We start from the raw sequence: 25,618 nt of genomic DNA, 5'->3' as shown, positions 1-25,618 counted from the left end.
TCCGCCGCCCACGTCGGATCCTCCGCCGCCCACGTCCGATCCGCCCCCACCCCCACCCCCGCCTCCGCCGCCCACGTCCGATCCGCCTCCGCCGCCGCCGCCCAGCGACCCTGGCCCGCCGTCCAACCCCGGAACCCCGACGCTGACCCGGGCGCCGGTCGAGCCCTCCGCTCCGGCGGAGACCACGACGGCTGAGCCGCCCACGAACCCCGGCACGACGCCCACCGGCACGACAAGCACCGAGACCGGCTGAGCGGTCGCCCGACCGGGCGGGGCGAGGAGAGCGCGCCCGGTCAAGGTCGTGGCCGGGTCTGCCGATAGGCCGAGTGTGTGGCTTCTGTGGGTGGGTGTCGGTCTCGCGGCGTGGTTCGCGGTCGCAGTCGTGGTCGGTCTCGTCGTCGGCGGGATGATCCGCCTCGCGGACCGTCGGGAGGCCGCATCGCTCCCCGCGATGCCCGAGCCGGCCACCGCCGCTGCCGTCCCCGCCCGCCCCCGGCGCCTGCCGCTCCCGCCGCTCGGCGTGGCCCTGGCCGCGCTGGTCGTGACGCTGATGACCATCGGCTACGTCCTCCGGCTCGCGGGTGCCGACGGGCCCTGGGCGACCACCCTGTCCATGGACGCCGTCCTGTCGCTCCCGCGCATGACCGTCGCCGCGCTGTTCGCTGCCGCCGCCGTCCTCGCTGTCGCCGGTGCCGGGCGGCTGCCCGGCCGGCGCACCTGGTGGCTGGCCGTCGGTGCGGTCGCCGGTGGCATCGCCGCCGTCAAGGCCGGCAGCACGGTCCACGCGCAGGCGGTCGGCGAGCTGGGCAGTTCCGTCGGCGCGGCCGGTGCCCTCGCGGTCAGCGCCGCCGCGGCCGCCGCCGTCGTCGGCTCGCTCTGGTACCTCAGCCGCCACGAGCGCCGCGACCGACGCCGGGTCCTCGGTGCCCTCGCCGCTTACGGAGCCGGGGCCGTCGGGCTGTCGGCCGTCTCGTCGGCCGTGACCGGCGCGCTCGGCCGGGCCAGCTCGTGGGCGGCCGCCGCCACCTACGTCGAGGAATCGGTGGAGGCGCTCGCCGGCGTCGCATTCCTCGTGGCCGTGCTGGCCGGCGTCGCGCCCCGGTGGGTCCTGCCCGCCGACCGGGCGCTGCGCCGGGCCGACGACGCGCTCACCCTCGACCAGCTCGAGCCCGCGATCCGCACCCCCGCCCGGGACGGCTCGACCGCCTAGGCGCTCGCACCCCACGTGTCACAACCGTCCCGTGTCGCACGCTCAGTGGCCGATCCACCACTCACCGTGCGGTTAGCGTCCGCGGCATGATCGTCCTCGGTGCGCTGCTGCTCTGGTTCCTCGTCGCCTGCGTCTGCGGCGTGGTGCTGGGCCGGTCGATCCGCACCGCCGACCTCCGCACCGCCGACCTCCGCACCGCCGACCTCCGCACCGCCGACCTGCGGTCGGCCGACATCCCGGGGACGACGGCCCGGCCCGTCGCCGGTCGGCCAGTCCTGGCCGGCGCGGCGAGCGCCCGCGACTGACCGGGGGCCACCCGACCGGCTATCGCGGGACCTCGGGCAGCGCCTCGTCGCCGAACTCGTCGGCATTGGCGGCCAGCGAGTCGCTGCGCAGGTAGGCCCACATCCGCTCACCGGTGACGCGGTCGAGGTAGACCACGCTCGCCCGCCCCTCCGTGCCCGTGCCCAGGACGGGTGCGGTGAAGAAGGAGACGTTGTCGGTCGTCAGCTCGCGCAGGGAGTAGGCGAGACCGGCCAGCTCACGCTCGCCCAACGTCTCGTCGACGCTGATCGCGTCGGTGACCGACAGCAGCGCGGAGTCCATCCGGCCCGGGCTGCTGAGGCTGCCGGTGCTGAACAGCTGCCGGAACACGGCCTGCAGGTACTGCTGCTGCCGGCGCACCCGGTCGAAGTCGCCGCCGGGCAGCCCGTACCGCTGCCCCAGGTACCAGCGGGCCTGGTCGCCGTCGAGGTGGTTGCGGCCGGCCGGGAAGGTGTACGGCCCGTTGCTCGTCGTCTCCGCGAGCTCCACGTGGACCCCGCCGAGGTCGTCGGTGACCTCGATGATCCCCTCGAAGTCGATGGCCGCGAAGTGGTCGATCCGCACGCCGGTGAGCTGCTCCACCGTCTGCACCAGCAGCGTCGGGCCACCGAACGCATATGCCGCGTTGATCTTGTTCTTGCCGTGCCCCGGGATGTCCACCCACGAGTCGCGCGGGATGGAGACGACCTGGGCGCTGCGCCGGTCACCCGCGAGCCGGGCGATCATGATCGCGTCCGACCGCCCGTCCGGTGCCTCGCCCGCGGCCACCGACGACCGGGTGTCCGAGCCGATCAGGAGGAAGGTGACCGGCGCCTCCTGGCCCGCCACGGCCGGCGTGGCAGGAGCCGGGCGCGCCGACTCGTCCAGCGTCGAGAAGACGCCGGCGATCCGGTCGACGTTGTCCGCGTACCGGTGGACCAGCAGCCACGACCCGAGCCCGACGACCAGCGCCACGACCAGGCCGACCGCACCCAGACCGATCAGCACCCTGCGGAGCCGCCGGCCGGAGCCGGAGGTCCGACCCGGTGGCAGTCGCCGAGCATCGTCCACTCCGGCCCCCCGTCCTGATGCCTGCGCCCGGCCAGGCTACAAGCCGGAACGCCCGGTCAGCGGGGCGTCTCACCCCTGGGGGTGAGGAGCGCGACCGGCTCACCGGCGTCGCCCGGTAGCGTGCGCGCGCAGCGCACGGGGACGCCGAGCGGCGGCTGCGCGGCTGCCGGGCGGCGCCCGACGGGCGCGACGGCCACCGGTCCGAGGACCGGCGGACCCACGACCGGACGGAAGAGGATGCACGCCGACAACGATCACGACGTCGCGGCCGAGCTGGCCACCGCCGCGGGAGAACTGCTGCTCCAGGTGCGGAGCAGGACGCTGCCCGACGAGGCCGCGCTCAAGGCGGCAGGGGACGCCGAGTCGCACCGGTTCCTCGTCGACCGGCTGCACGCGCTGAGGCCCGGCGACGCGGTGCTCTCCGAGGAGGGCGTCGACGACCCGGCACGGCTGACCGCCGACCGGGTGTGGATCGTCGACCCGCTCGACGGCACCCGGGAGTTCTCGGAGTCCGGCCGCACCGACTGGGCGGTCCACGTGGCGCTGTGGGAGCGCGGCGACCTCGTCGCCGGCGCCGTCGCGCTGCCGGCCGAGGGCACCACGCTGGGCACCGGCCGACCGCCGTCGCCCCCGCGTCGCCCCGACGGCCCGCTGCGCCTGGCCGTCAGCCGGACCCGGCCGCCCGCCCTGGTGCAGGACCTCGCCGCCCGGGTCGGCGGTGAGCTGGTGCCGATGGGCTCGGCCGGGGTGAAGGCGATGGCCGTCCTCCGCGGCCAGGCCGACGCGTACGTGCACGGCGGCGGCCAGTACGAGTGGGACTCCGCCGCGCCGGTCGCCGTGGCCCGTGCCGCCGGCCTGCACACCAGCCGCCTCGACGGCTCCCCGCTGGCCTACAACGGCGCGGACGCCTGGCTGCCGGACCTGCTCGTCTGCCGCGCCGATCTGGCCGAGCGGCTGCTGGCCGTGCTCGCCGAGTTGTAGCCGGCCGGACGCGGGCGCCGGCCAGGGCCGGCGCGCATCGGGCGGGACGGCGGAGGACGGTCAGCGAGCCCCGTGCCGCTCGAGCACGTGCCCGAGCACCTGGCGCGCGCACTCGTCGACCGAACGCCCCTGCGTCTCGACGGTGACCTCGGCGTCGCAGGGCGCCTCGTAGGGGTCGCTGATACCGGTGAAGGCCGGGATCTCCCCCCGCCGGGCGCGCGCGTACAGCCCCTTGCGATCGCGGGCCTCGCACTCGGCGAGCGAGGTGGCGACGTGCACCAGCACGAAGCTGCCCGGACCGGCCTGCTCCTCGACCTCCCGGCGGACGTCGTCCCGCACGGTCGCGTACGGGGCGATCGGGGCGCACACCGCGATGCCGCCGTGCTTGGCGATCCGCGCGGCGACCCAGCCGATCCGCCGGACGTTGGTGTCGCGGTCCTCCCGCGAGAACCCCAGCCCCGCCGACAGGTGGTGGCGCACCTCGTCGCCGTCCAGGAGCGTGACGGTCCGGCCGGCCTCGACCAGCAGTTCGACCAGGCGGGCCGCGATCGTCGACTTCCCCGCCCCGGACAGGCCGGTGCACAGCACCACGACACCCCCGGTGCGGGCCGTACCGGCGTCGGGGCGGGCCCCTGCGAGCCGCGCTCCGTACCCGGCCGCCAACTGCTCGTCCGCGACCTCCCGCGCGCCGGGGGTCACCGGCACCGGGACGACGACCACCTCCCGGCCGCCGGCGGCGGCCGTCCAGGCGGCCGTGACGGCCGAGACCGTGGCGGAGTCGGGAGGCAGTCCCGCGGCCGGGACCAGCACGAGCAGCCGCTCGGGCAGCGCAGCGCCGTCCGCGGGGGGCGGACCGACCCACGCCTCGGGTGCCGGACCGTTCGGCGGCAGCCCCCGGACGGCGTCCGGCGGCGTCCACCGCGGCACCTCGACGACGGCCAGGTCCGCACCGACCGACGTGGCGACCAGCACGCCCTGCGCGTCCTCGAACTCGGTGGCCGTGGGCAGCTCCGGACGGTCGGGGACGAGCCCGAAGGCGTAGCGGGCGACTGCGGCGACCTGGGCGTCGCTCAACCGGGCACGGGCGTCGGGCATGCCGGCCATCCTGCCCGGCGCGGGGCGGCGGTCCGAGCGCGACGTCCCGGCCGTCCTCCTACCGGGTCAGCCGGCCTCCCGCCGTGCGCACCGCCGGGCCGACCGCTCCCGCGTCAGTGGCGCCCTCCACGGACGACGGGACGTCGGCGTGCTCGCGCGGCCGGGGGAGGGAGGGGGCGTCCGCGCCCGCGTCCCGCGGGGTCGGGACGGCGCCGTCCGGCTGCCGGGGCGGGGAGGGCAGGTCGACGACGGTGTTCGACTCCACGATCACACGGGGGGCGGAGGAGCGGTGACGTGCCCTGCCGAAGGCCTTGTGGTCGGCATGCCGGACACAACTTCCCAACACCCAAGCCGTGATCGCGGCGACGACGAGCCACGCGACCACGGCCACCAGGATCCAGGTCATGCGACCTTCTCACTGTCGACCGGCCCCGCCCCGGGAACCGGTGCCTACACCGACGTCCATCTGTGGAGCTGTGCGTACGTCGGCGATTGTGCCCGGAGAGGGGGCCCGTCAGGCACCCCCAGCTTTACCGTTTCGTGACAAATCGGGGCGCGGGCGTAACCCGGACGGGTGACGGGGTGGCTCGGGCGTGGTCCGAGGTGCGTCCGCCTCAGGCGCTCGGCCGTGCGGCCGCCTCGCGGCGCCGTTGCTGCCAGACGAAGGGCGCCAGCCCGTGCCGCACCCGCACCCACGACCAGGCGGCCGCCCCTGCGACGACCGCGCTCAGGCTGATCACCGCGACGAGCGCGGTCGAGGCCCCGAGCAGCTTGACCCCCGACGCGAGCATGACCACGGCGAGCGCGCGGCGGACCAGGCTGCCGGGGGAGCGGGAGGAGAAGCGGGCTCCCAGCCAGACACCCGGGATGGCGCCGACCAGGATGCTTCCGGTCAGCCCGAGCGTGAAGTCGCCGTAGAGCACGTGACCGACCGACGCCGAGGCGACCAGCGGGACCGCCTGGACGAGGTCGGTGCCGACGAGCTGGGCCACCTTGATGGAGGGGTAGAGGAAGAGCAGGCAGACGATCATCAGGGAGCCGGCGCCCACGGACGTGATCCCGACGACGAGACCGCCGCCGGCGCCCACGAGGACGGTCGCCAGCCGGCGCACGGTCAGCGAGGACAGCGGTGGGCCGTCGTTCTCCGAGACACCCCGGGCCCGGGCCTCCTCGCGTTCCCGGAGCTTGAGGTACGCCTTCACGATCATCGCGCCCGCCGCGAGCACGAGCACGGCGCCCAGCGCGCGCATCACGATCTGCTGCAGGTCCGCCCCGTCCCCGAGGAGCCGCAGCAGCACCACCCCGGCGAAGGCGCCGGGCACCGAGCCCACGCAGAGCCACCCGACCAGGCCGAGGTGGACGGTGCCGCGGCGCAGGTGCACCAGCCCGCCGACCGGCTTTATGAAGAAGCTGGCCACCACGTCGCTGGACACCGCGGCGAGCGGGGGCACGCCGAAGAAGAAGACCAGGGCGGGGGTCATCAGCGCGCCGCCGCCCATGCCGGTCAGGCCGACGACCACGCCGACGAGGAGGCCGACCGCGGCGATGGTCGGATCCCACCACTCCATCAGGTCCCCCGTCCGCCGGTCGGTGCTGCGTGCTCCGGTGCCGGACTCGTCCCGGCGGTCCCCGGGAGCTCGTGCGTGCCCCGGCGACGATAGGTGCTGCCCGGCCCGACCAGCACGCGTCGGCGCCCGCCCCTCACCCGGATGGTGCAGTCCGCGTCCCCGCCGGGGCGGGGCCGCACGCGCGCGGTCAGGACCGGCTGCGTGGTCAGGACCGGCTGCGTGGTCAGGACCGGCTGCGCGCGGCCTCGTCCGCGGGTCGCCCGTCCGCCGGTCGACCGTCCGCGGCGCCGTCCGCACCGGCTCCCGCCGCGCCCGCGAGCCAGGCCGGCCGGTCCGGGATGTCCGCCGTCAGCTCCCGCAGGCGACCGATCTCCTCGCGGAAGTAGTCGTCGAGCCACCGCCGGTCGTCCGGGCTCATGCCGCCCACCTGCACCTTGCGGGCGTTCAGCGAGTAGTAGCCGCGGCGCAGGGCCGCCTTCACCCCCGGCGCGCGGCGCCAGAACTTCTCGCCGGCGTTGTTCACCCGCAGCGCCCACCGCTGCAGCGCGGCGCTGTTCACGTCGGTCGTGACGTTGTGCTCCGTGCTCTCCTCCGCGCCGGGGATCCGCTCGACCCCGAAGTGCGCGCAGATGCGCCGCATGGCGCCCTCGAAGTCGGCCCGCACGTCGTCGTAGAACAGCGTCAGCAGCCGGGGACCGAACACCTGCTGCCACGCGGGCAGGTACCTCGAGTAGAGCCCACCGCTGAGCCCCCGCCAGCCGACCATGCCCGACTGCGTCTCGGGATCGCCCTCGAGCTGCGCGGACTTCTCCAGGTAGGTGCGGAAGTCCATGTCGGACGGGATCCACAGCCGGGACCGCGAGAACCGCCACCACGAGTAGGTCCGCGACCCGGGCTCGCGGAGCACGACCGCGACCCGCACCCCCGGCAGTGCGTCGTCGATGCCCCGGGCGATCCGCTCGCCGCCGTAGAAGTAGCTCGGGGTGGCCTCGACCACCGCCTGCGCCGTCGTCTCTGCCGGGAACAGCGCGGAGTACTCCGCGAGGTCGGGCAGCGGGCGGCCGTCGCGCAGCGGGCTGAAGAACTTCGTCTCCTTGACGTCGGAGACGGCCACGTTCTCCTGCGCCGCCAGGGCGTGGAAGATCGCCGTCGTCCCGGCCTTGTTCACGCCGGCGACGATCCCGTTGGGCAGCACCATGGGTCCCCGTCATCCTTCCGTCGCACACCGCGCTGCGCCACGCCCCGCCGGCCCCGCCGTCGACCGGCGGAGGACGCGGAGCCGCGCACCTCGTTCCCGTCGACCCTGCCACGGGGTCGCGGCCCCGTGGTCCGCGCAAGACCTCGACGTTATCCCAACGGGTCAGAGGTCCTCCCCGTCCGAGCCGTCCGGAGGAGCCGCCGGACGGCCGGGCGCCGCGCCGCCGAGCGCACGGCTCCGGCGCTCACGCACCGTGTGCAACGGCACGGGTCCTTCGCCGGGACGGGCGCCCCGGATGACCAAGTCGGGTGAGGCGGCGCCGCCTTGCCCGCCGGTCGTCACGTGCGGTGTGACACTTGCGCCGTGCTGTCACACATGCCGAGCGCCGGGGCTCCGTTCCGCGTGCTCTTCGTCTGCACCGGGAACATCTGCCGCTCGCCGCTGGCCGAGCGCGTGGCCCGGGCCTTCCTCGACGCGGCACTGGTCGAGGACGCGAACACCCTGCGCCTGTCGAGCGCGGGGACACGTGCGGTGGTCGGGGCGGGCATGCACCGCGACAGCGCGCCGGTGCTGGCCGCCCTCGGGGGCAGCGGCAGCGGTTTCGTCGCGCGGCAGCTGACCGACGAGATCGCCGCCGACGCGGACCTGACGCTGGCGCTCACCCGCGAGCACCGGCGCGCCGTGCTGCAGCAGGCGCCCCGGGCGCTGGCCCGCACGTTCACCCTGCTGGAGGCCGCCGACCTCGCCTCCCTGGTGCCCGACGGCCCCGCGCTGCTGCCGGGCGCACCGCTGCCCGACCGCTGGCGCGCGCTGGTCAAGCAGATGGCCATCGCCCGCGCCCGCCGTCCCAACGACGGCCGGCGCGACGACGTCCCCGACCCCCTCGGCCAGTCGGCTGCCTTCCACGAGGAGGTCGGCCAGATCATCGCGGACGGCGTCGTGCGGCTGTTCGGCCGCTTCGCCGACCTCGCCCCCGCCCCCGGCGGCCGCCGCGGACCGGTCGAGGAGTCGCTCGGCCTCCACCTCAGCCGCCGGTAGACCGGCGCCGGCGTCTGCCCCCTTCGGGTCGTCCGTCCGCCGGACGGGCCACGGGCGGCCGCACGGCCCATAGGATTCCGGGCGGTACGGCGATCCCGGCGCTGCGGCGCCGACGCCGGGGGGACAGCGGAGACGGGGGCTGACAGACGTGCGCATCGTGGTGCTCACCCAGCGCGACAGAGGAGGCGGCGCGGAGTTCGTCGCCCGCACCTGGGCGGCCTTCCTGGAGAAGGGCGGCCACGAGGTCTCCTTCGTGACGACCTCCGCGCCGGAGGGGGAGCCGGTCGACGGCTTCCGCTACCTGCGCGACGCCGGTAGCGGCCCGTGGCCCCCGGTGCGCGCCTTCCGCGCGCACGTGCGGGAGTGGCGGCCGGACGTCGTCCTCTCGCTGCTGACCTACCCCAACCTCGTCGCGCTGCTGGCGACGCGGTTCCTCCCCGGCCGGCCACCGGTCGTCATCAGCGAGCGCAACGTGCCCAGCGTGCTGCTCCGCGAGCAGGGGGTCAGCCAGCGGCTGCAGCTGCGCCTGGCACAGCTGCTCTACCGGCGGGCCTCGGCGGTCGTGGCGATCTCCCACCCCGTGGCCGCCGACCTGGTCGCCGCGTTCTCCGTCGACCCCGCCCGGTGCACCGTCGTGCCGAACCCCGCGACCGCCAAGCTCGGCGACGGGCGCCCCTCCGCGCGGAGCGAGCGGGCCGGGGACGCGATCACCCTCGTGCTGCCGTGCCGGCTGGTGCCACAGAAGGACCCGCTGCTCGTGCTCGCGGTGGCGCGGACCCTCGCCGCCCGAGGGCGCGCGGTCTCGATCACCGTGTTCGGAGCCGGCCCCCTCGCCGGTCGGCTGACCGCCGAGGCCGACCGCGCCGGCGTCCGGGTGGACATGGCCGGCTGGCAGGAGGAGTGGTTCCGGCACTGCCCGCCGGGCTCGGTGGTCTGCCTGCCCTCCCGGGTCGAGGGCTTCGGCAACGTCTTCGTCGAGGCGACGGCGATGGGCATCCCGGTGGTCACCACCAGCACCGCCCTGGGCGTCGCCGACGCCGTCGTCCCGGGGATGACCGGCTACCTCGCCGCCACCCGTGACCCGGAGGAGCTCGCCGACCTGGTGGAGGCGGCCGACCGGCTGCCCGTGCCGGAGGTCGGGGGGTGGCTGCGCGAGTTCAGCCCCGAGGAGAGCACCGCGAAGCTGGAGCGGGTCCTGCACCGGCAGGTGACCCGGTGATCGAGCCGCCCGCCGACCTCGTGGGCCGCAAGCTGCTGCTGTGCGCCTCGACCGGAGGCCACCTCTGGCAGCTGGAGCGCATCGCCCGCGGATTCGACCCGGCCGAGGACTCCCTGTGGGTCACCTTCGACTCCCCGCAGTCCCGCGCGCTGCTCGCCGGGCGCCGCGTGCTGTGGGTGCCCTACATCTCGCCCCGCGACCTGCGCGGCGTGCTCCGCGCCTCCGTGGCCATCGAGCGGGCGCTGCGTCGCGAGACCTTCGACGGCGTGGTGAGCACGGGCGCGGGCATCGCGCTGTCGACGCTGGTCCCGACCGGGCGCCGGCGGATGCGCCGGCTCTACATCGAGAGCGTGAGCCGGGTGACCGGTCCGTCGCTGACCGGGCGCATCGTGCACGGCAGCCGGCTGTTCGAGACGTGGGCGCAGCACCCCGGCTGGGCCACCGGCCGGTGGAGCCACCACGGCTCGGTCCTCGGCGACCTGGTGTCCCGCACCGGTGAGGACCGGGAGGTGCGCCGGGTCTTCGTCACGCTGGGCACGATCAAGCCGTACCAGTTCCGGCGGCTCGTCGACCGGGTGTCCGCCGTCCTGCCGGCCGACGTCGACGTCGTCTGGCAGCTGGGCAGCACCGAGGCGCCGGCGGGGCTGCGCGGGACGGTGCACGCGCACCTGTCCCCGGAGGACTTCGCCGCCGAGGTGCGCCGGTCGGACGTCGTCGTCACGCACGCCGGCGTGGGCAGCGTCATCGGCCTCGTCGAGTCCGGCGTCTTCCCGGTCGTGGTCCCGCGGCGGGCCGCGCACGGCGAGCACGTCGACGACCACCAGCAGGACATCTCCGAGCTGGTGGGCGGCGAGCTCGAGCTCGCCCTGGTCCGGGAGGCCGACGAGCTCGAGCTGGCCGACCTCGCCGCGGCGGCGAGCCGGGAGGTGGCGCATGCGACCCAGCCCGGCTGAGGCGTCGCCCGCCGCGTCCGCGGCCCCGCTCGCGGTCCGGCACTTCGGCAACGACGCACGTAGCGTGCGCGGTGGCATCGCCGCGGTGATCCGCCAGCACCTGGAGAGCGCGGACGGGCGGCTGTCGGTGACGGCGGTGCCCACCTACGACCCCGAGGGGCGCGGCCACCGGCGGCGGAACGCGCCGTACCTGCGCGCGCTGGGCATGGCCCTGGGGCCCCGGCGGGACGGCGGCTTCGTCGCGCACGTGCACATCTCGCAGGGCGGCTCGCTGCTCCGCGAGGGGTTGCTCGTCGCGCTGATGCGGCTGCGGCGCACGCCGGTGGTCGTCACGCTGCACGGCAGCTCCAGCCTGACCAGCACCGGCCTGCCCCGCCTGCTGACCGGGCTCGTGCTCCGCTGCGCCAGCGTCGCGCACTTCCTGAGCGAGGCCCACCGCAGCCGGTACGCCCGCGTGGCGGGCCGGTCGGTCACGTTGCCGAACGCGGTGCCCGTCGCCCCGCCGTCCGGGACGGCGCGGCGGCCGGCGGTCGTGTTCGCCGGCGTGGTGGGCACCCGCAAGGGCGTCGACGTCCTCCTCGAGGCGTGGACGTCGATCACCGGGCCGGTCGCCGTGCCGGCCGGAGGCGCGCCGCGGCCCGGGGGAGGCGCGGACGGCCTCGCGGACTGGGTCCTGCACCTGTACGGTCCGCCGGACCACGACTTCGCGGTCCCGACGGAGGTCCCGGGTGTCGTCGTGCACGGCGAGGTCCCACCCGCCGAGGTGCGCGCGGCCCTGGCCGAGGCGTCGGTCGCGGTGCTGCCGTCGCGGGAGGAGGCGTTCCCGGTGTTCCTGCTCGAGGCCCTCGCGCAGCGGTGCGCCGTCGTCGCGACCGATGTCGGCGGCGTGCGCGAACTCATGGGCGACGCGGGGGAGCTGGTGCCGGCCGGCGACCCGGCGGCGCTCGGCGCGGCGCTCAGGCGCGTGCTCACCGACCCCGACCGGCGGGCGGAGCTGTCGTCCGCCGCCGGGCGGCGGGCGGCCGAGCGCTTCGACGCCGCCCTGGTCGCGCGGACCTGGGCGCGGACGTACGCGTCCCTGGTGGAGCCGGTCGCGACGGACGGGACCGGAGGCACCCGTGGCTAGGACCGTGACCCGGACCGACCGGCAGCGCGGCCGGGCCGTGACGATCGGCTGGCTGACCGCGGCCGGTGCGGCGGTCACCGGCGCCCTGGTCGCCACGTCCACCCTCGTCGGGGCGGCCGGCGTGCTCGGGCTGCTCCTGCTGGTGGGCGCCGCGCGGATGGACCCCAAGCGGCTGGCCGTCGTCGGGCTGATCGCCGTGCTGCTGTCCCGGACGGTCGAGATCGCCGTCCCGTGGCAGCCGACGACCTACCTCGACGAGGTCGTCACCGTCTACCTCGGCGTCGTCCTGGTCGGCGGCCGGCTGCTGCGCAGGCAGCGGCTGCGGTGGCCGCCGGGCAGCCTGTTCTTCGCCGTCTTCGTCCTCTTCGGCATCCTGAGCAGCGTCGTCGCGGCCGTCCCGCTGACGATCGCCTCGGCGGGCGGCATCCTGATCGTCAAGGGCGTCCTGCTCTACCTCTTCGTCGCGCAGGTCGACTGGACCATCGACGACATCGGCTGGCTCGCGCGGACCGCGGCGTGGGTGCTGGGCGTCGCCCTCGCCTGCGCCGTGGTCAACCTCCTCCTCCCGGAGCAGTGGTCCTCGATCTTCTCCGTCACCGGCCGGCCCCAGTACCGGTCGGTGTTCGCGTCGCTGATCGGCCCGTTCACCCACCCGCTGCAGTTCGGTAACTTCATGTCGCTGGCCGCGATCGCGTGCGCCGCGCTGCTGCTGTTCCGGGCGCGGGGGAAGGGCACCCGGACGTTCTTCGTCGCCAGCGCCGCCGCCGTCGTGCTCAGCTTCCGGCGCACGGCGATCGTGGGCCTGCTGGCCGGGCTGGCCTACCTGGTGCTGCGCCGCCGGCACGCCAGCGTGCTGATCACGGCGCTGCTGCTGGCCCCCATCGCCGCGATCGCCCTCTTCCCGGTGGTCGCGCCGGTGGTCCAGAACACCTACAACCAATTCGTCACGGACGGTTCGGAGACCGCGCGCACGCGGTTGACCGTCGACAGCGCCGCGCTCGCCGTCGAGCACTTCCCGTTCGGCGTCGGGTTCGGCCGCTTCGGATCGGCCATCGCGCGGGACTACTACAGCCCGGAGTACGTGCGGCTCGGCTACGAGGGCGTGTACGGACTGGGCAGCGCCGGCAACCCGAACAACCACGGGCGCTTCCTCACCGACACCCAGTGGCCGGCGATCCTCGGCGAGGCCGGTGCGGTCGGGGCCTTGTTCTTCGTGCTCGGCCTGTGGGCCATCTTCACCACGTTCCGCAGGGCGAGCCGCGCGGCGGAGCTCCCGCTGAGCCTGCTCGGCCTGGTCGGGCTCGGCTGGATGGTCCACATCCTGCTGGAGAGCCTCGCCTACCCGGTCTTCGTGACCTCGCCCACGTCGCCGCTGCTCTTCGGCCTGGCCGGCATCGTCGCGGCACTCGTGGCCGGCACGCGGCCGCCGACGGACCCCGTTCCGGGCCGGCCGCAGGTCGGGTCCGGCGGCACCGGGTCCGCGGCGCCGCCCGGGAGCCCCGGTCCCGGGGCCCTGAGCAGGCCCTCGTCGCGATCCGCACGCCGGAGGGAGCTCCTGCGGCCCTGGCCCGACACGACCGACCACGGCAGGCACCGGGCCTGAACGCGGCGGTCGCGCGCTTCGCGACGGGGAGCCGACGCGGCCGGACCGGCGCCGTTCAGGGCCGGTCCGGCCTCACTCATAAGAGGGCGGGGCACCGCCGGACTCGTGGGCAAGCCGCCTCCGGTCGCCTATCGTGCGAATCCGGAGCATCCCACGGGGGATCACGCAATTCCAGGTGAACGGGGAACGCAGATGGGTTTCAGGGACGTGCTGGCCGCCCTGCGGGCCGGCTGGTGGCTGGCCGTCATCGGTCTGCTCGTGGGCGGGCTCGCGGCGCTGGTGGTGAGCCTGCTCATGACCCCGCTCTACACGGCCAAGACGCAGCTCTTCGTCTCCACGACCGACTCGTCGACGACGTCCGCGGTCTTCCAGGGCAGCCAGTTCTCCCAGGAGCGCGTCACGTCCTACGTGCAGCTGCTCCAGGGCGAGGAGCTGGCCGCGCGGGTCGCCGACCAGCTCGACCTGGCGGTCTCGCCGGCGCGGCTGGCCGGCCAGGTCGACGTGACGACGGTCCCGCAGACCGTGCTGATCGACGTGCGGGTCACCGACGCCTCGCCGCAGCGGGCCCAGCAGATCGCCGAGGCCATCGGTCAGCAGTTCCCCTTCCTGGTCTCCGAGCTGGAGACCACGACGACCGCGGAGTCGCCGGTCCGGGTGTCCGTCGTCCGCGGACCGGAGCTGCCCACGGCCCCCAGCTCCCCGCGGACGGTGCTCAACGTGGTCATCGGCGCGCTCGTCGCGGGCCTGGTGGGCGCCGCCGCCGCCATCGCCCGGGCGCACCTGGACCGCTCGGTCAAGAAGCCCGAGGAGGCCGCCGAGGTCGCCGGCGCGCCGGTCATCGGCCTGGTCCTGCGGCACCCCGCGGTGGAGGCCAACCACGTCGTCGACCGCGCCCGCATGAGCGAGATGGCCGAGGACTACCGGCACCTGCGGGCCAACCTGCAGTTCCTCGACGTCGACGAGCCGCCCAAGGTGATCATGGTCTCGTCGGCCCTGCCGTCGGAGGGCAAGACGACCGTGGTCGTCAATCTCGCGCTCGCCCTGGCCGAGGCCGGCCGCCGGGTCACGGTGGTCGAGGCCGACCTGCGCCGACCGCGCGTCTCGCGGTACCTCGGCCTGGTGGGCGGCGTCGGCCTGACCAACATCCTCGCGGGCTCGGCCGACGTCGAGGAGGTCACCCAGTACTACGGCGAGGACGGGCTGGCCGTCATCGCGGCCGGTCCCACACCGCCGAACCCGAGCCAGCTGGTCGCGTCGACCAGCATGGCCGAGCTGCTCGAGAAGCTGCGTGCCAGCAACGACTTCGTGCTGGTGGACTCGCCGCCCATCCTGCCGGTGGCCGACACGACCGGGCTCTCCGTGCTCGTCGACGGCGTGCTGCTCTGCGTCCGGTACGGCAACACCCGCACCGACCAGCTGCAGCAGGCGAGCGCCATGCTCGAGCGGGTCGGCGCCAAGACCCTCGGCGTGATCCTCAACATCGTGCCGCCCCGGGCGGAGGTCGCCTCGGCGTTCGGCCATGGCTACGTCTACGACGCCGAGGCGTCCGCCGACCGGTGATGCGCTTCCCCCGGCCCGGCGCCACGCCCCCTCGGGGGCGGCGCCGCGGCCGGGGGGCCCCCGTCCCCGTCCCGGTCGACGGCCCCGTCGCCGGACCCGGGCACCGCCCGCTCCGGTCGGCTCGCCGCCGATCCGCCGCCCCGAGATCACAGCAGGAGTTCCCGCGATGCAGGCACGACCAGGCACAGGCGCGAGCGAGGGGACCAGGGCCCCGGCTTCGCCGGAGCCGGGACGTCCGGCCCTGCCCGGAGCTCCCGTGACCGCCCCCGGCCGTGCCGGGTTCCGGCTGACCGACGCCGTCCGGCGGCGCCGCGACAAGCCGCGGCGGTACCTGCGCCCGGGGTTGACGCTCGACGACCTCTTCGGCGAGCTGGACCGCCTCGGCGTCCGCTACGCGGTGCTCCGCTGGTTCGACGGGCTGCCCTCCGTGGAGCCGGGGGAGGACATCGACCTCCTGGTGGCCGACGAGGACGTCCCTCGGCTGCGGCCCTTCCTCGCCTCCTACTACGTGCCGCTGGGGACGCAGAAGTTCGACGTCTACACCGTCAGCGGGCTGCCGGGCACCGACTTCCTCACCGTCCCGTACTTCACGCCGGCGCTCGCGTCCCGCGTCCTGGAGCGTGCGGTGCTGCTGCGCGGCCGGTACCGCGTGCCCAGCGACGAGGACCACTTCGACTCGCTGGCCTACCACGCCGTCTACCACAAGGGCGAGCGGTCGGGCCTGCCCGCGGACGCGGCGGCCGAGCCACCCGCCGCGGCGGGTGAGCACGACTACGCCGCGGTGCTCGCGGCCCTCGCCGAGCGCCTGTCCCTGCCGGTCTCGCTGACGCTCGACGGTCTGGACACCTACCTCGCGGACAAGGGGCTGCGGCCGCCGCTGGACACCCTGGACAAGCTCGGCGCCGGTAATGCCTGGCTGCGCGAGCGGATCGAGAAGCTGTGGGGGCCCTCGGACGCCGGCATGCCCGGCCTGGCCGTCTTCGTCCTGCGCGAGCGGGCCCGGCACCTGCTCGACCGGTTGCAGGTCGAGCTGCTGCGCGAGGGCTTCCAGCCGCTGGAGACGATCGAGCTCACCGGGGAGGTGGCCGAGCGCGTGGCCACCGAGGTCCGCGGCGGCAACTGGGGGCAGGGGCCGTGGCCGGTGGCCGGCGGTGGCCCGGCCGCCTATGTCGTGGCCTACGACCTGACCCGCAGCGTGGCCGAGGCGGCCGGCCCGGACGGGCCGCGGGTGACCGACGCGAAGCTCGCCATCCGGGAGCGGCTGCTGGGCACGCTCGGTCCCGGCGAGCAGCGGTACAACCCGCTGCACAGCTCCGACGACCCCCGGCAGGCGCTGGACTACCTGGCCCCCCTCGAGGACCCGGGCGTGGTGACGCGGTTGCAGCGACGGATCGCCGACATTCGGGCGGGGATGGTCTTCCCGTACCCGGTCGTCGAGGTGCTGCCGAGCCTGCAGCGCCGGGCGGTGATCGCCGTCGTTCGGCACCCCGAGCACGGCGAGTGCGTCTGCAAGCTCTTCTACCCGAGCAGCCTCCGCTTCCTCGAGCGCGAGCTGCGGGCCCGGACCGAGTTCGCCGACCTGCCGGAGAGCCCGGCCCTGCTCGAGGCCGGACCCAACTACCTGCTCACGCCCCGCTACACCGACACCCGCCGGCACGTCCGGCGCACGCTGGCGGGCATGCGGCACGTCCAGCTGGCCCCGTGGGCGTCCCTCGCGATGGCCCGGCTGGCCCGCGACCTGCACGAGCGCGGGGCCTACCTGCTCGACCTCTCGACGCAGAACCTGGTGACCGATCCGGACGCCGGGCTCAAGGTGCTCGACTGGGAGTTCCTGCAGGACCACCGGGGGGACGCGCCCGCGCTCGCCGGGTCCCCGACGGTCACCGGTCGCGTGCCCGACCGCGCTGCCGACTCGCCGGTGGGCGGCAGCACGGGCGTGGGGCGCGGCACGCTGTTCCGCCCGCTGTTCACCGGGGTCCCCCGGGCGGTCCTCCTCGCCGCGCCGGGGCCGCTGCTCGCCCCGCTCGCCGAGACCGGGATGGTGGCGTTCGCCGTCCTGCGCGCCGCGCGCCGGGCCGTCCTCCGGGTGGCGTCGGCCTCCCGTCGCCGGGCGAAGCTCGCCGTCAAGGCGGCGCTGGTCGCCACGCTCGGGAGAGCGGGCGCCGCGCCGTGAGCCGGGTTCCGGGCGGGCCACCCGCGGCCACCGGTCCCGGGCTCTCCCCGCCGTCCGCTCCCGACCTGTCCGCTCCCGACCAGGCGCCGCCGTCGCTGACCCGGCAGGCCTTCCGGGGCCTCTCGTGGTCCTTCCTCGGTGCCCTGGGGGAGGCCGCGCTGCAGTTCACCGCGATCGTGGTGCTCTCGCGGCTGGTGACCGTCGAGGAGTTCGGCATCGCCGCGGCGGCCACGGTCGTCACCGGCTTCGCCGTGATGCTGAGCCAGTTGGGCCTGGGAGCGGCCGTCGTCCAGGCACGTCGGCTCGAGCACGGCGACCTGGCGGCGGTGTTCGTGATCGGGACGGGCATCGGCCTGCTGCTGGCCGTGGTGATGTTCTCGGTCGCCCCGTTCGTCGGGCCGGTCGTCGGCCTGCCCGCCGACGCCCCGTACCTGCGGATGCTGTCGGTGGTCCTGGTCCTCGGCGCGGCCCGCATCGTCGCCACCGGCGTTCTGCAGCGGCAGATGCGCTTCAAGGCGATCGCGCTGGTCGACCTGGTCTCCTACGCGCTCGGCTACCTGGGCACGGCGACGGTCCTCGCCCTGCTCGGCTTCGGGGCCGTGTCGCTGGTGTGGGGTCAGATCGTGCAGGCGACGGTGGCGACGGTGGTCAGCTACGCGCTCGTGCGGCACCCCGTCCGGCCGCGCCGGTTGTCGACCATGGTCACCAGCGCGCGGCGGCTGTTCGGCTTCGGCTCGGCGTACTCGCTCTCCCAGCTGGGCAACTGGGTGGCGAACAACGGTGACAACTTCGTCGTCACGTCGCTGCTCGGGCCCGCCTCGCTCGGCGTCTACGCACGGGCACACCAGCTGCTGGTCCATCCCGCGAACCTCATCGGCAGCGTGGCCGACAAGGTGCTCTTCCCGGCCATGTCCCGCATCCAGGACGACGCCGCGCGGCTGACCCGTGCCTACGTGACGGCCAACTCGCTGGTCGCCATGGTCACCGTGCCCGCGAGCGTGCTGCTGTTCGTGCTGGCCCCCGAGGTCGTCGCCATCCTCCTCGGCGCGGGCTGGGAGGCGGTCGCGCTGCCGCTGCAGGTCTTCGCCGTCGTCCTGCTGCCCCGGACCGCCTACAAGATCAGCGGATCGCTCACCCGCGCCACCGGAGCGGTGCTCGGCGGGGCGTGGCGGCAGTGGGTGTACGCGGGCCTGGTCGTCGCGGGCTGCGCGGTCGGCAGCCGGTGGGGCATCGACGGCGTCGCCGTCGGCGCCTCCGTCGCGATCGTCGTGCACACCGCGGTCATGCTGAAGTTCTCCGCGCGGCTGCGCCGGGGGCTGGTCGGCATGGTGCTCCGCGCGTACGCGAAGTCGCTGCCGCTGGGCGTCGGGGTCGCGGCCGTGGCGTGGCCCCTGGCCGCGTGGCTGCGCGAGACGACGTCCGCCGTCGTCACGCTGCTGCCCACCGCCGCGGCGGGCGCGGTCGCCGCCGCCCTGGTCCTCCTGCTGACCCGCAGGCTGTTCCGGGACGAGCTGGCCACGCTGCAGCGCGGGCGTCGCGGTCGCTCGCCGGCGGCCGCCGCGGCGTCGACCGCCCCGTAGCCCGTCGGGTCGCCGGTCGCGGGCGGCCCGCCGCCGGCGGCGGCTCCCCCCTCCGGGGTGGGCGGGCACCGGAGCCCCCCTGCTCCGGCGGGACCTCCGGTTTAATGGCCGGGTCACCAGAGCTCCCCACCGGGCGAGGACGTCCGGACGCCGGCCGGCGGGAGGGAGCGCCGCTGGGTGCCGTGACGGGGGCACGACGCCTCCGGTCGCGGCGTCCGATCGGAGGAAGCAGGGCTCATGAAGGTCTCGGTCGTCGGCTGCGGTTATCTCGGGGCGGTGCACGCGGCGGCGATGGCCGAACTCGGGCACGAGGTGGTCGGCGTCGACGTCGACCAGCGCAAGGTGGCCGCGCTCAACGAGGCCCGCGCCCCCTTCTTCGAGCCGGGCCTCGACGAGCTGCTCGGCCGGACGCTGGGGGCGGGCCGGCTGCGTTTCACCACCGACTTCGGCGACGCCGCGGGTGCCCAGGTGCACTTCGTCTGTGTCGGCACCCCGCAGAAGCGCGGCGAGTACGCCGCCGACCTGCGCTACGTCGAGGCGGCCACCGAGTCGCTGCTGGCCGTGCTGCAGCCCGGTGAGCTGCTGGTCGGCAAGTCCACCGTGCCGGTGGGCACGGCGGCCCGGCTGGCCGAGCTGGTGGACGGCAAGGTGCCCGGCGCGCTGGTCGCCTGGAACCCGGAGTTCCTGCGCGAGGGCTTCGCGGTGCAGGACACGCTGCACCCCGACCGGCTGGTCTACGGCGTCCCGTCGGGGCCGGACGGCGAGCGGGCCCGGGCCCTGCTCGACGAGGTCTACACGACCATCGTGGCCGCGGGGACGCCGCAGGTCGTCACCGACTACGCGACCGCCGAGATGGTGAAGACCGCCGCCAACTCGTTCCTGGCCACCAAGATCTCGTTCATCAACGCGATGGCCGAGCTGTGCGAGGCGACCGGGGCCGACGTCAAGCAGCTGGCCGACGCGATCGGCTTCGACGACCGGATCGGCCGCAAGTTCCTCAACGCCGGGCTGGGCTTCGGCGGCGGCTGCCTGCCCAAGGACATCCGCGCCTTCATGGCCCGGGCGGGCGAGCTGGGCGCCGACCAGGCGCTGACCTTCCTGCGCGAGGTCGACAACATCAACATGCGCCGGCGCATCCGGATGGTCGAGCTGGCCCGCGAGGTCTGCGACGGGTCGCTGCTGGGCAAGCGGGTCGCCGTGCTGGGGGCGGCGTTCAAGCCCGACAGCGACGACATCCGCGACTCGCCGGCGCTCAACGTCGCCCAGCAGCTGCAGCTGCAGGGCGCGGTGGTGCGGGTCACCGACCCCGCCGCGCTGGACAACAGCCGCCGGGAGTGGCCGCACCTGGACTACGCCGCGACGCCGGAGGAGGCCGCCGAGCGCGCCGACGCGGTCCTGGTGCTCACCGAGTGGCAGCAGTACAAGCAGCTCGACCCGGTCGCCTTCGGCCGCGTGGTCGCCCGCAAGCGCGTCCTGGACGGCCGTCAGGCGCTGGACCGGGAGGCGTGGACCGCGGCCGGCTGGAGCTACCGGGCGCTCGGCCGCCGCTCGGACTGACCGCCATAGGCGCTCGGACTGACCGCCATAGGGTCGGCGCCCGGCCTGGAGCCGGGTGCCGACCTGGCGCGGCTGCGCCGGCTTCGGCGCGCCGGGCGTCGGTCCGGGCGGTAACCTGCGCCAGTACGGCGGGTTCTGGTCACGCGATGTGATGGCCTGCTTCCGCGGCGTGCAACCGGACCGCGTCCTCCGCTGCGCGCGCGCAAACATGTTCTCTTGATGACTTCCCTGCCTTAGCTTGCGCCCCGTACGTAGTTCCACCACACGGGGTGCACCATCGCAGTCGGGTTCGTCCGCCTGTCCGGTGCTCGCTGAACACCGGAAGGCACGGGGACATGCGCAAGATCCTCAGTTGGCTGCTGGCTGCCCTCGTGGGCGCCGGCATCCTCGTCACGCCGGCCGTCGCCACCGCGGCGCCGGGTGACGTCGGGTACGTCGGGCCCGCCTACAGCGGCCTGAGCACCCCGCCCACCGCCGACAAGCCGCAGAGCAAGCTCTGGTGGCACAGCAACCAGTGGTGGGCGCACATGTGGGGTGGCTCCTCCTGGACCATCCACTCGCTGGACCGGGCGACGAACACATGGAAGAACACCGGGGTCGTCGTCGAGACGCGCAAGAACACCTCGGCCGACACGCTGTTCGACGGCTCCAAGCTGTTCATCGCCACGCACGTGGTCAAGGGGAGCAGCGCCGCCTCGGCCAGCGGTCAGCCGGCCCGGCTGTACCGCTTCAGCTTCTCGGGCGGCAAGTGGGTCAAGGACAGCGGCTTCCCGAAGAACATCAACAACTACTCCAGCGAGTCGTTGACCATCGACAAGACCTCGTCGGGTTCGGTGTGGGCCACCTGGACCCAGGTCACCGGGACTGGTGCCTCGGCGACCAGCGCTGTGTACGTCAACAACGGGACCGGCAGCGGCGCCACGTGGGGGAGCCCGTTCGTCGTGCCCACGACCGGGGGCGTGAACCCGCGACCCAAGGCCGACGACATCTCCGCGCTGGTCACCTACGGCAACTACGTCGGGGTGCTGTGGAGCAACCAGATCGACAGCCGGGTGTACTGGTCGCTGCACTCCGACAGCGCCGGCCGGACGTCGTGGAACGGTCGGACCGCGCTGAGCGGAACCCGGGCCGCCGACGACCACATCAACATCAAGTCCATCGTCGCCGACAGCAGCGGCCGGGTGTGGGCGGTGGTGAAGACCAGCCTCGGCGACTCGTCGTCGGACCCGCAGAGCGCCGCGGGCATCAAGCTGCTCTCCTACCAGCCCAGCAGCCAGAGCTGGACCAACACGAACGTCAGCACGGTGGGCGACTGCCAGACCCGCCCGCAGCTCATGCTCGACGAGCCGGCGCAGAAGTTGCACGTCGTCGTCACCGGGAAGACGGGGACCGGAACCTGCACCTCGACGGGCGACGGTGCCATCTACCTGAAGTCGGCGTCGATGGGCTCGCCCAGCTTCCAGAGCGGTAACGGCACCGTGATCATGCGCGACGCCGCCTCCGAGCGGCTGAACAACGTCACCACCAGCAAGCAGACCATCACCGCCGCGAGCGGGCTGGTCGTGCTCGCGAGCAACCACTCCACCGGCCGGTACTGGCACTCCGACACCATGGCGGGCTCCGCGTCGACGCCGCCGCCCACCGGTTCGGCGCCCGCGTCGTCGTTCGACGCCTCGACGACGTCGGGCACCGCGCCGCTGGCGGTGTCGTTCACCGACACGTCGACGAACTCGCCGACGTCGTGGGCCTGGAACTTCGGTGACGGGAACACGTCGACGCAGCGCAACCCGTCGCACACCTTCCAGGCGGCGGGCACCTACACGGTCACGCTCACGGCGTCCAACGCCGCCGGCGCCGGGACGGCGGCGAGCCGGACGGTCACCGTCGCGGCGCCGCCGTCCGGGGGCGGTGGCGGTGGCGGGGGCGCGACCGCGGTGGCCGCGGGCGCCTCGGCGACGTCGGCGAGCACGGCCGCCGTGGGCAGCGTCACCCTGACCAAGCCCGCGAGCGTGAGCGCCGGGTCCCTGCTCGTCGCGCAGTTCACCGCGGACGACGGGCCCGGCGTGACCGCGGCGCCGGATGGGTGGACGCCGGTGATCAACCCGTTGAGCATCAACGCCCGGGCCACGGTGTTCGCCTACTACAAGGTGGCCGGATCCTCGGAGCCGGCCTCCTACGCCTGGCAGCTGTCGACGCCGGTGAAGTGGAACGGCGGGATCACCGCCTACACCGGCGTGGACCCCGCCAACCCGTTCGACTCGGCCGCGTCCACCGCGTCCAACCTGGGTACCAACTCCACGACGCTCACCGTCCCAGGGGTCACCACGACGCAGCCCGGCGCGCTGCTGGTCGGTGGCGTGGGGATGAACGGGTCGTCGGTCGCGGTGACGCCGCCGTCGGGCTGGACGGAGAACTGGGAGGGCACGAACGCCCAGGTCGCCGAGTCGGCCCGCCAGTCCCGGCCGACGGCGGGGGCCACCGGCAACGCCACCTGGACGTTCGGCACCGCGGGCATCACCGCAGGCTGGCTGCGCGCACTCCGCCCGGCGGCCTGACCGCCGCACCGGGCGTACGGCACCGATCCGAGGCCTCCCGGTGATCACCCGTAAGTGACTGCGTGATCACGGAGTGCTGGCGGTCCTCGAGGTCGAACCGTGAGCGCCCCGTGGTCGTCCGGATGCGCAGCGTGTCGCCCTGTCCCCTTTCGGCTGCAATTCCATGACGGCATCCGTTCCGACGTCGTTCTGCATCTACCGTTCCGGCCCGCAACACCAGTTCCACCACACGGGGTGCACCACGGCAGTCGGCGTCGTCCGCCTGACCGGTGCTGCGCGCTACACCGGAAAGGGCAGGACCACTCATGGGGGCTGTACGTAGGGCTGTCCTGGGCGCGCTGACGGCGCTCCTGGTCGGCATCGGTCTGCTGGCGGTGCCGGCGACCGCCACCGCGGCCGTGGGCGACATCGGCTTCGCCGGGCCGTCGTTCGCGGGGCAGAACAACCCGCCGACGGCGGACAAGCCGCAGAGCAAGCTCTGGTACCACGACGGTCGCTGGTGGGCCACCATGTGGGACCCGGCGTCGGCCGACTGGCACATCTTCTGGCTCAACCGGACGAACAACACCTGGGTCGACACCGGTGTGCGCGTCGACGAGCGGGCCGGCACGTCGTCCGACGCGCTCTGGGACGGCTCGAAGCTGTACATCGCCAGCCACGTGGTCCGCGGCGGCAGCGCCGCCTCGGCGACCAACCAGCCGGCCCGGCTGTACCGCTACAGCTACTCGACCACGTCGCGGACCTTCACGCTCGACACCGGCTTCCCGACGATCATCAACGACGTCTCGAGCGAGTCGCTGACCATCGATAAGGACTCCACGGGCACCCTCTGGGCCACCTGGACCCAGGTCACCGGCACCGGCTCGGCCGCGACCGGCGCGGTGTACCTCAACTCCACGACCGGCACCAACGGCGCGTGGAGCACCCCCTTCGTCGTCCCGACGACCGGCGGGGTCAACCCGACCGTGGCGCCCGACGACATCTCCGCGATCGTGGCCTTCCGCAACCGGGTCGGGGTCCTCTGGAGCAACCAGACCGACGGCACCGTCTACTGGTCGGTCCGCAACGACGGCCAGGGCCGGACGACGTGGACCGGCGGCATCGCCCGGCGGGGCAGCGGCGAGGCCGACGACCACATGAACATCAAGTCGCTCCAGTCCGACCAGGCCGGCCGCGTCTTCGCGGTGGTCAAGACGGGCCTGGACACGCTGTCGTCGTCGTCCGGGTCCAGCCCGCAGATCCGCCTGCTGACCTTCACCCCGGGGACGGGGAACTGGTCGACCACCACCTTCGGCACGATCGACGACTGCCACACCCGCCCCCAGCTCGTCCTCGACGAGACCAACCAGCGGGTGCACGTGTTCGCCACCGGGCCGACGGCCAGCGGTCAGTGCACCACCACCGGCTCCGGCACGGTCTACATGAAGTCGTCGCCGATGACGAACCCGAGCTTCCCGTCGGGGGTGGGGACGCCGATCATCCGTGACGCGGCGTCGGACAACCTGAACAACCCGACGACCACCAAGCAGAGCGTCACGGCGTCCAGCGGCCTGGTGGTGCTGGCCAGCAACCAGGCGACCGCGCGGTACTGGCACGCCGACATCTCGCTGGGCAGCGTGCCGGCGGCGCCGACGTCGTCCTTCACCGCCTCGGCCGCGTCGGGGCCGGCGCCGTTCGAGGTGACCTTCACCGACACCTCGACCGGATCGCCGACGTCGTGGGCGTGGAACTTCGGTGACGGGACGACGTCGACCGAGCGCAACCCGGTGCACACCTTCACCGCGCCCGGCACCTACACGGTGACCCTGACCGCGGCCAACGCCGCCGGCCCGGGTTCGACCGCGAGCCAGACCATCACGGTCACGGCGCCCCCGACCGGGGGCGGCGGCGCGGTCACCGTCGTGTCGAACGCCACCGCCACGGACGACGTGGGCGGCACTGCCGTGACCGTCGCCCGCCCGGCCGGTGTCGCCGAGGGCGACGTGATGATCGCCCAGTTCACCGCCGACTTCGCGCCGACGGTGAGCTCCGCGCCCGCCGGCTGGGCGCCGGTGGTCGACCCGCTCGACATCAACGCCCGGGCCACGCTGTTCGCGTACTACAAGGTCGCCGGCTCGGCCGAGCCCACCTCCTACACCTGGCAGCTGTCCGCGGCCCAGCCGTGGAACGCCGGGGTGACCGCCTACCGCGGCGTCGACGGCACCACGCCGTTCGACACGGCCGCGTCCACCGCGGTGCAGACCGTCGCGGCCACCAGCCTGACGGTGCCGCAGGTCACCACCACGACGGACGGCGCGATGGTCGTCGGCGGGGTCGGCCTGAACAACCGCACCTCGACGGTGACCCCGCCGGCGGGCTGGACCGAGAGCTGGGAGGGCACCGGAGGCCAGGTCTCCGAGCTGGCCCACCGCTCGCAGCCCACGGCCGGGCCGACCGGTGACGCGACGTGGACCTATCCCGCCACGATGCAGTCGGCGGGCTGGGTCCGGGCGCTGCGCCCGGCTGCCGGTGGCGAGGAGCCGCCGACGTCGCCCACCTCGGCGTTCACCGCGTCGACGACGTCGGGCCAGGCGCCGCTCGCGGTGACCTTCACCGACACCTCGACCGGTGAGCCGAGTGCATGGGCGTGGGAGTTCGGCGACGGTGGCACCTCCACCGAGCAGTCGCCGACGTACACCTTCACCACCCCCGGCACGTACACGGTGCGGCTGACCGCCTCGAACGCGGCGGGCACGGGTGCTCCGGCGACCGCGACGATGACGGTCACCGGGCCGGCCGCGACCCCGGTGTCGTCGTTCGATGCGTCGCCGGTGAGCGGGGTGGCGCCG

19 protein-coding genes are annotated in these 25,618 nt (G+C 74.5%); 14 read left to right on the top strand and 5 right to left on the bottom strand.

Translation table 11 applies throughout. The features are described from left to right. Positions 1–343: 343 nt before the first annotated feature. Both OF117_RS17410 and OF117_RS17405 read left to right on the top strand, forming a co-directional pair. On the top strand, positions 344–1,210 hold the full coding sequence (locus OF117_RS17410) for a hypothetical protein (protein WP_263554107.1): 867 nt from the start codon (positions 344–346) through the stop codon (positions 1,208–1,210). Positions 1,211–1,296: 86 nt separating this feature from the next. Then, positions 1,297–1,515: a hypothetical protein gene (locus OF117_RS17405; RefSeq protein WP_263554106.1), complete on the top strand. Its 219-nt coding sequence runs from the start codon at positions 1,297–1,299 to the stop codon at positions 1,513–1,515. Positions 1,516–1,534: 19 nt separating this feature from the next. Here OF117_RS17405 and OF117_RS17400 read toward each other — a convergent pair whose 3' ends face one another. Further along, the gene (locus OF117_RS17400) at positions 1,535–2,521 is read right to left on the bottom strand and encodes an LCP family protein (RefSeq protein WP_263554105.1); all 987 of its coding nucleotides are present in this window, start codon (positions 2,519–2,521) and stop codon (positions 1,535–1,537) included. Positions 2,522–2,821: 300 nt separating this feature from the next. Between OF117_RS17400 and OF117_RS17395 the strand changes: the two genes are divergently transcribed. Next, the gene (locus OF117_RS17395; protein WP_263554104.1) at positions 2,822–3,565 is read left to right on the top strand and encodes a 3'(2'),5'-bisphosphate nucleotidase CysQ; all 744 of its coding nucleotides are present in this window, start codon (positions 2,822–2,824) and stop codon (positions 3,563–3,565) included. Positions 3,566–3,625: 60 nt separating this feature from the next. Here OF117_RS17395 and cysC read toward each other — a convergent pair whose 3' ends face one another. The 4 genes from cysC to OF117_RS17375 form a co-directional block, all read right to left on the bottom strand. Continuing rightward, positions 3,626–4,660 (bottom strand): adenylyl-sulfate kinase, encoded by a 1,035-nt coding sequence (gene cysC / locus OF117_RS17390; protein ID WP_263554103.1) that lies wholly within the window; start codon positions 4,658–4,660, stop codon positions 3,626–3,628. Positions 4,661–4,718: 58 nt separating this feature from the next. After that, positions 4,719–5,066, bottom strand: coding sequence for a hypothetical protein (locus OF117_RS17385; RefSeq protein WP_263554102.1), 348 nt, complete (start codon positions 5,064–5,066; stop codon positions 4,719–4,721). A gap of 208 nt (positions 5,067–5,274) precedes the next feature. After that, positions 5,275–6,228: a sulfite exporter TauE/SafE family protein gene (locus tag OF117_RS17380; RefSeq protein ID WP_263554101.1), complete on the bottom strand. Its 954-nt coding sequence runs from the start codon at positions 6,226–6,228 to the stop codon at positions 5,275–5,277. 223 nt (positions 6,229–6,451) lie between these two features. Beyond that, positions 6,452–7,426, bottom strand: coding sequence for a sulfotransferase family protein (locus OF117_RS17375; protein ID WP_263554100.1), 975 nt, complete (start codon positions 7,424–7,426; stop codon positions 6,452–6,454). A 363-nt stretch (positions 7,427–7,789) separates the two neighbouring features. Here OF117_RS17375 and OF117_RS17370 point away from each other — a divergent pair, with 363 nt between their 5' ends. From OF117_RS17370 to OF117_RS22170, 11 genes are all read left to right on the top strand, one after another. After that, on the top strand, positions 7,790–8,464 hold the full coding sequence (locus OF117_RS17370) for a hypothetical protein (RefSeq protein ID WP_263554099.1): 675 nt from the start codon (positions 7,790–7,792) through the stop codon (positions 8,462–8,464). A gap of 148 nt (positions 8,465–8,612) precedes the next feature. Further along, complete coding sequence (locus tag OF117_RS17365; protein ID WP_263554098.1) at positions 8,613–9,683, top strand: glycosyltransferase family 4 protein; 1,071 nt, start codon at positions 8,613–8,615, stop codon at positions 9,681–9,683. After that, positions 9,680–10,636 (top strand): glycosyltransferase, encoded by a 957-nt coding sequence (locus OF117_RS17360; RefSeq protein ID WP_263554097.1) that lies wholly within the window; start codon positions 9,680–9,682, stop codon positions 10,634–10,636. Before OF117_RS17365 ends, OF117_RS17360 begins: the two co-directional genes overlap by 4 nt. After that, positions 10,617–11,762, top strand: a complete 1,146-nt coding sequence (locus OF117_RS17355) for a glycosyltransferase family 4 protein (RefSeq protein ID WP_263554096.1) — start codon at positions 10,617–10,619, stop codon at positions 11,760–11,762. The genes OF117_RS17360 and OF117_RS17355 overlap by 20 nt, the downstream gene beginning before the upstream one ends. Next, complete coding sequence (locus OF117_RS17350; RefSeq protein WP_263554095.1) at positions 11,755–13,365, top strand: O-antigen ligase family protein; 1,611 nt, start codon at positions 11,755–11,757, stop codon at positions 13,363–13,365. The genes OF117_RS17355 and OF117_RS17350 overlap by 8 nt, the downstream gene beginning before the upstream one ends. A 192-nt stretch (positions 13,366–13,557) precedes the next feature. Beyond that, a complete protein-coding gene (locus tag OF117_RS17345) occupies positions 13,558–14,925 on the top strand; it encodes a polysaccharide biosynthesis tyrosine autokinase (RefSeq protein WP_263554094.1) in 1,368 nt (455 codons plus the stop codon). Positions 14,926–15,181: 256 nt separating this feature from the next. Then, positions 15,182–17,098, top strand: coding sequence for a hypothetical protein (locus OF117_RS17340; RefSeq protein ID WP_263554093.1), 1,917 nt, complete (start codon positions 15,182–15,184; stop codon positions 17,096–17,098). Continuing rightward, positions 17,095–18,678 carry a lipopolysaccharide biosynthesis protein gene (locus OF117_RS17335; RefSeq protein ID WP_263554092.1) on the top strand — a complete coding sequence of 528 codons (1,584 nt, stop codon included), beginning with the start codon at positions 17,095–17,097 and terminating at the stop codon, positions 18,676–18,678. The genes OF117_RS17340 and OF117_RS17335 overlap by 4 nt, the downstream gene beginning before the upstream one ends. Before the next feature lie 237 nt (positions 18,679–18,915). After that, on the top strand, positions 18,916–20,235 hold the full coding sequence (locus OF117_RS17330; RefSeq protein ID WP_263554091.1) for a UDP-glucose dehydrogenase family protein: 1,320 nt from the start codon (positions 18,916–18,918) through the stop codon (positions 20,233–20,235). A gap of 335 nt (positions 20,236–20,570) precedes the next feature. Next, positions 20,571–22,790: a PKD domain-containing protein gene (locus OF117_RS17325; RefSeq protein ID WP_263554090.1), complete on the top strand. Its 2,220-nt coding sequence runs from the start codon at positions 20,571–20,573 to the stop codon at positions 22,788–22,790. 305 nt (positions 22,791–23,095) lie between these two features. Continuing rightward, positions 23,096–25,618: PKD domain-containing protein (locus OF117_RS22170; RefSeq protein ID WP_318014266.1), on the top strand; the 2,523-nt coding region annotated here is incomplete at its 3' end.

This window comes from Geodermatophilus sp. YIM 151500 (assembly GCF_025716945.1).
Lineage (GTDB): Bacteria > Actinomycetota > Actinomycetes > Mycobacteriales > Geodermatophilaceae > YIM-151500.
The sequence above is the reverse complement of the archived record's forward strand: the minus strand, read 5'-3'. Positions and strand labels throughout refer to the sequence as shown.

Excerpts from the sequence above, each read along its gene's own strand:
- OF117_RS17405 (WP_263554106.1), top strand. The coding sequence starts at position 1,297 with ATGATCGTCCTCGGTGCGCTGCTGCTCTGGTTCCTCGTCGCCTGCGTC.
- OF117_RS17355 (WP_263554096.1), top strand. The coding sequence starts at position 10,617 with ATGCGACCCAGCCCGGCTGAGGCGTCGCCCGCCGCGTCCGCGGCCCCG.
- OF117_RS17330 (WP_263554091.1), top strand. The coding sequence starts at position 18,916 with ATGAAGGTCTCGGTCGTCGGCTGCGGTTATCTCGGGGCGGTGCACGCG.
- OF117_RS17395 (WP_263554104.1), top strand. The coding sequence starts at position 2,822 with ATGCACGCCGACAACGATCACGACGTCGCGGCCGAGCTGGCCACCGCC.
- OF117_RS17375 (WP_263554100.1), bottom strand. The coding sequence starts at position 7,426 with ATGGTGCTGCCCAACGGGATCGTCGCCGGCGTGAACAAGGCCGGGACG.
- OF117_RS17325 (WP_263554090.1), top strand. The coding sequence starts at position 20,571 with ATGCGCAAGATCCTCAGTTGGCTGCTGGCTGCCCTCGTGGGCGCCGGC.
- cysC (WP_263554103.1), bottom strand. The coding sequence starts at position 4,660 with ATGCCCGACGCCCGTGCCCGGTTGAGCGACGCCCAGGTCGCCGCAGTC.
- OF117_RS17385 (WP_263554102.1), bottom strand. The coding sequence starts at position 5,066 with ATGACCTGGATCCTGGTGGCCGTGGTCGCGTGGCTCGTCGTCGCCGCG.
- OF117_RS17380 (WP_263554101.1), bottom strand. The coding sequence starts at position 6,228 with ATGGAGTGGTGGGATCCGACCATCGCCGCGGTCGGCCTCCTCGTCGGC.
- OF117_RS17345 (WP_263554094.1), top strand. The coding sequence starts at position 13,558 with ATGGGTTTCAGGGACGTGCTGGCCGCCCTGCGGGCCGGCTGGTGGCTG.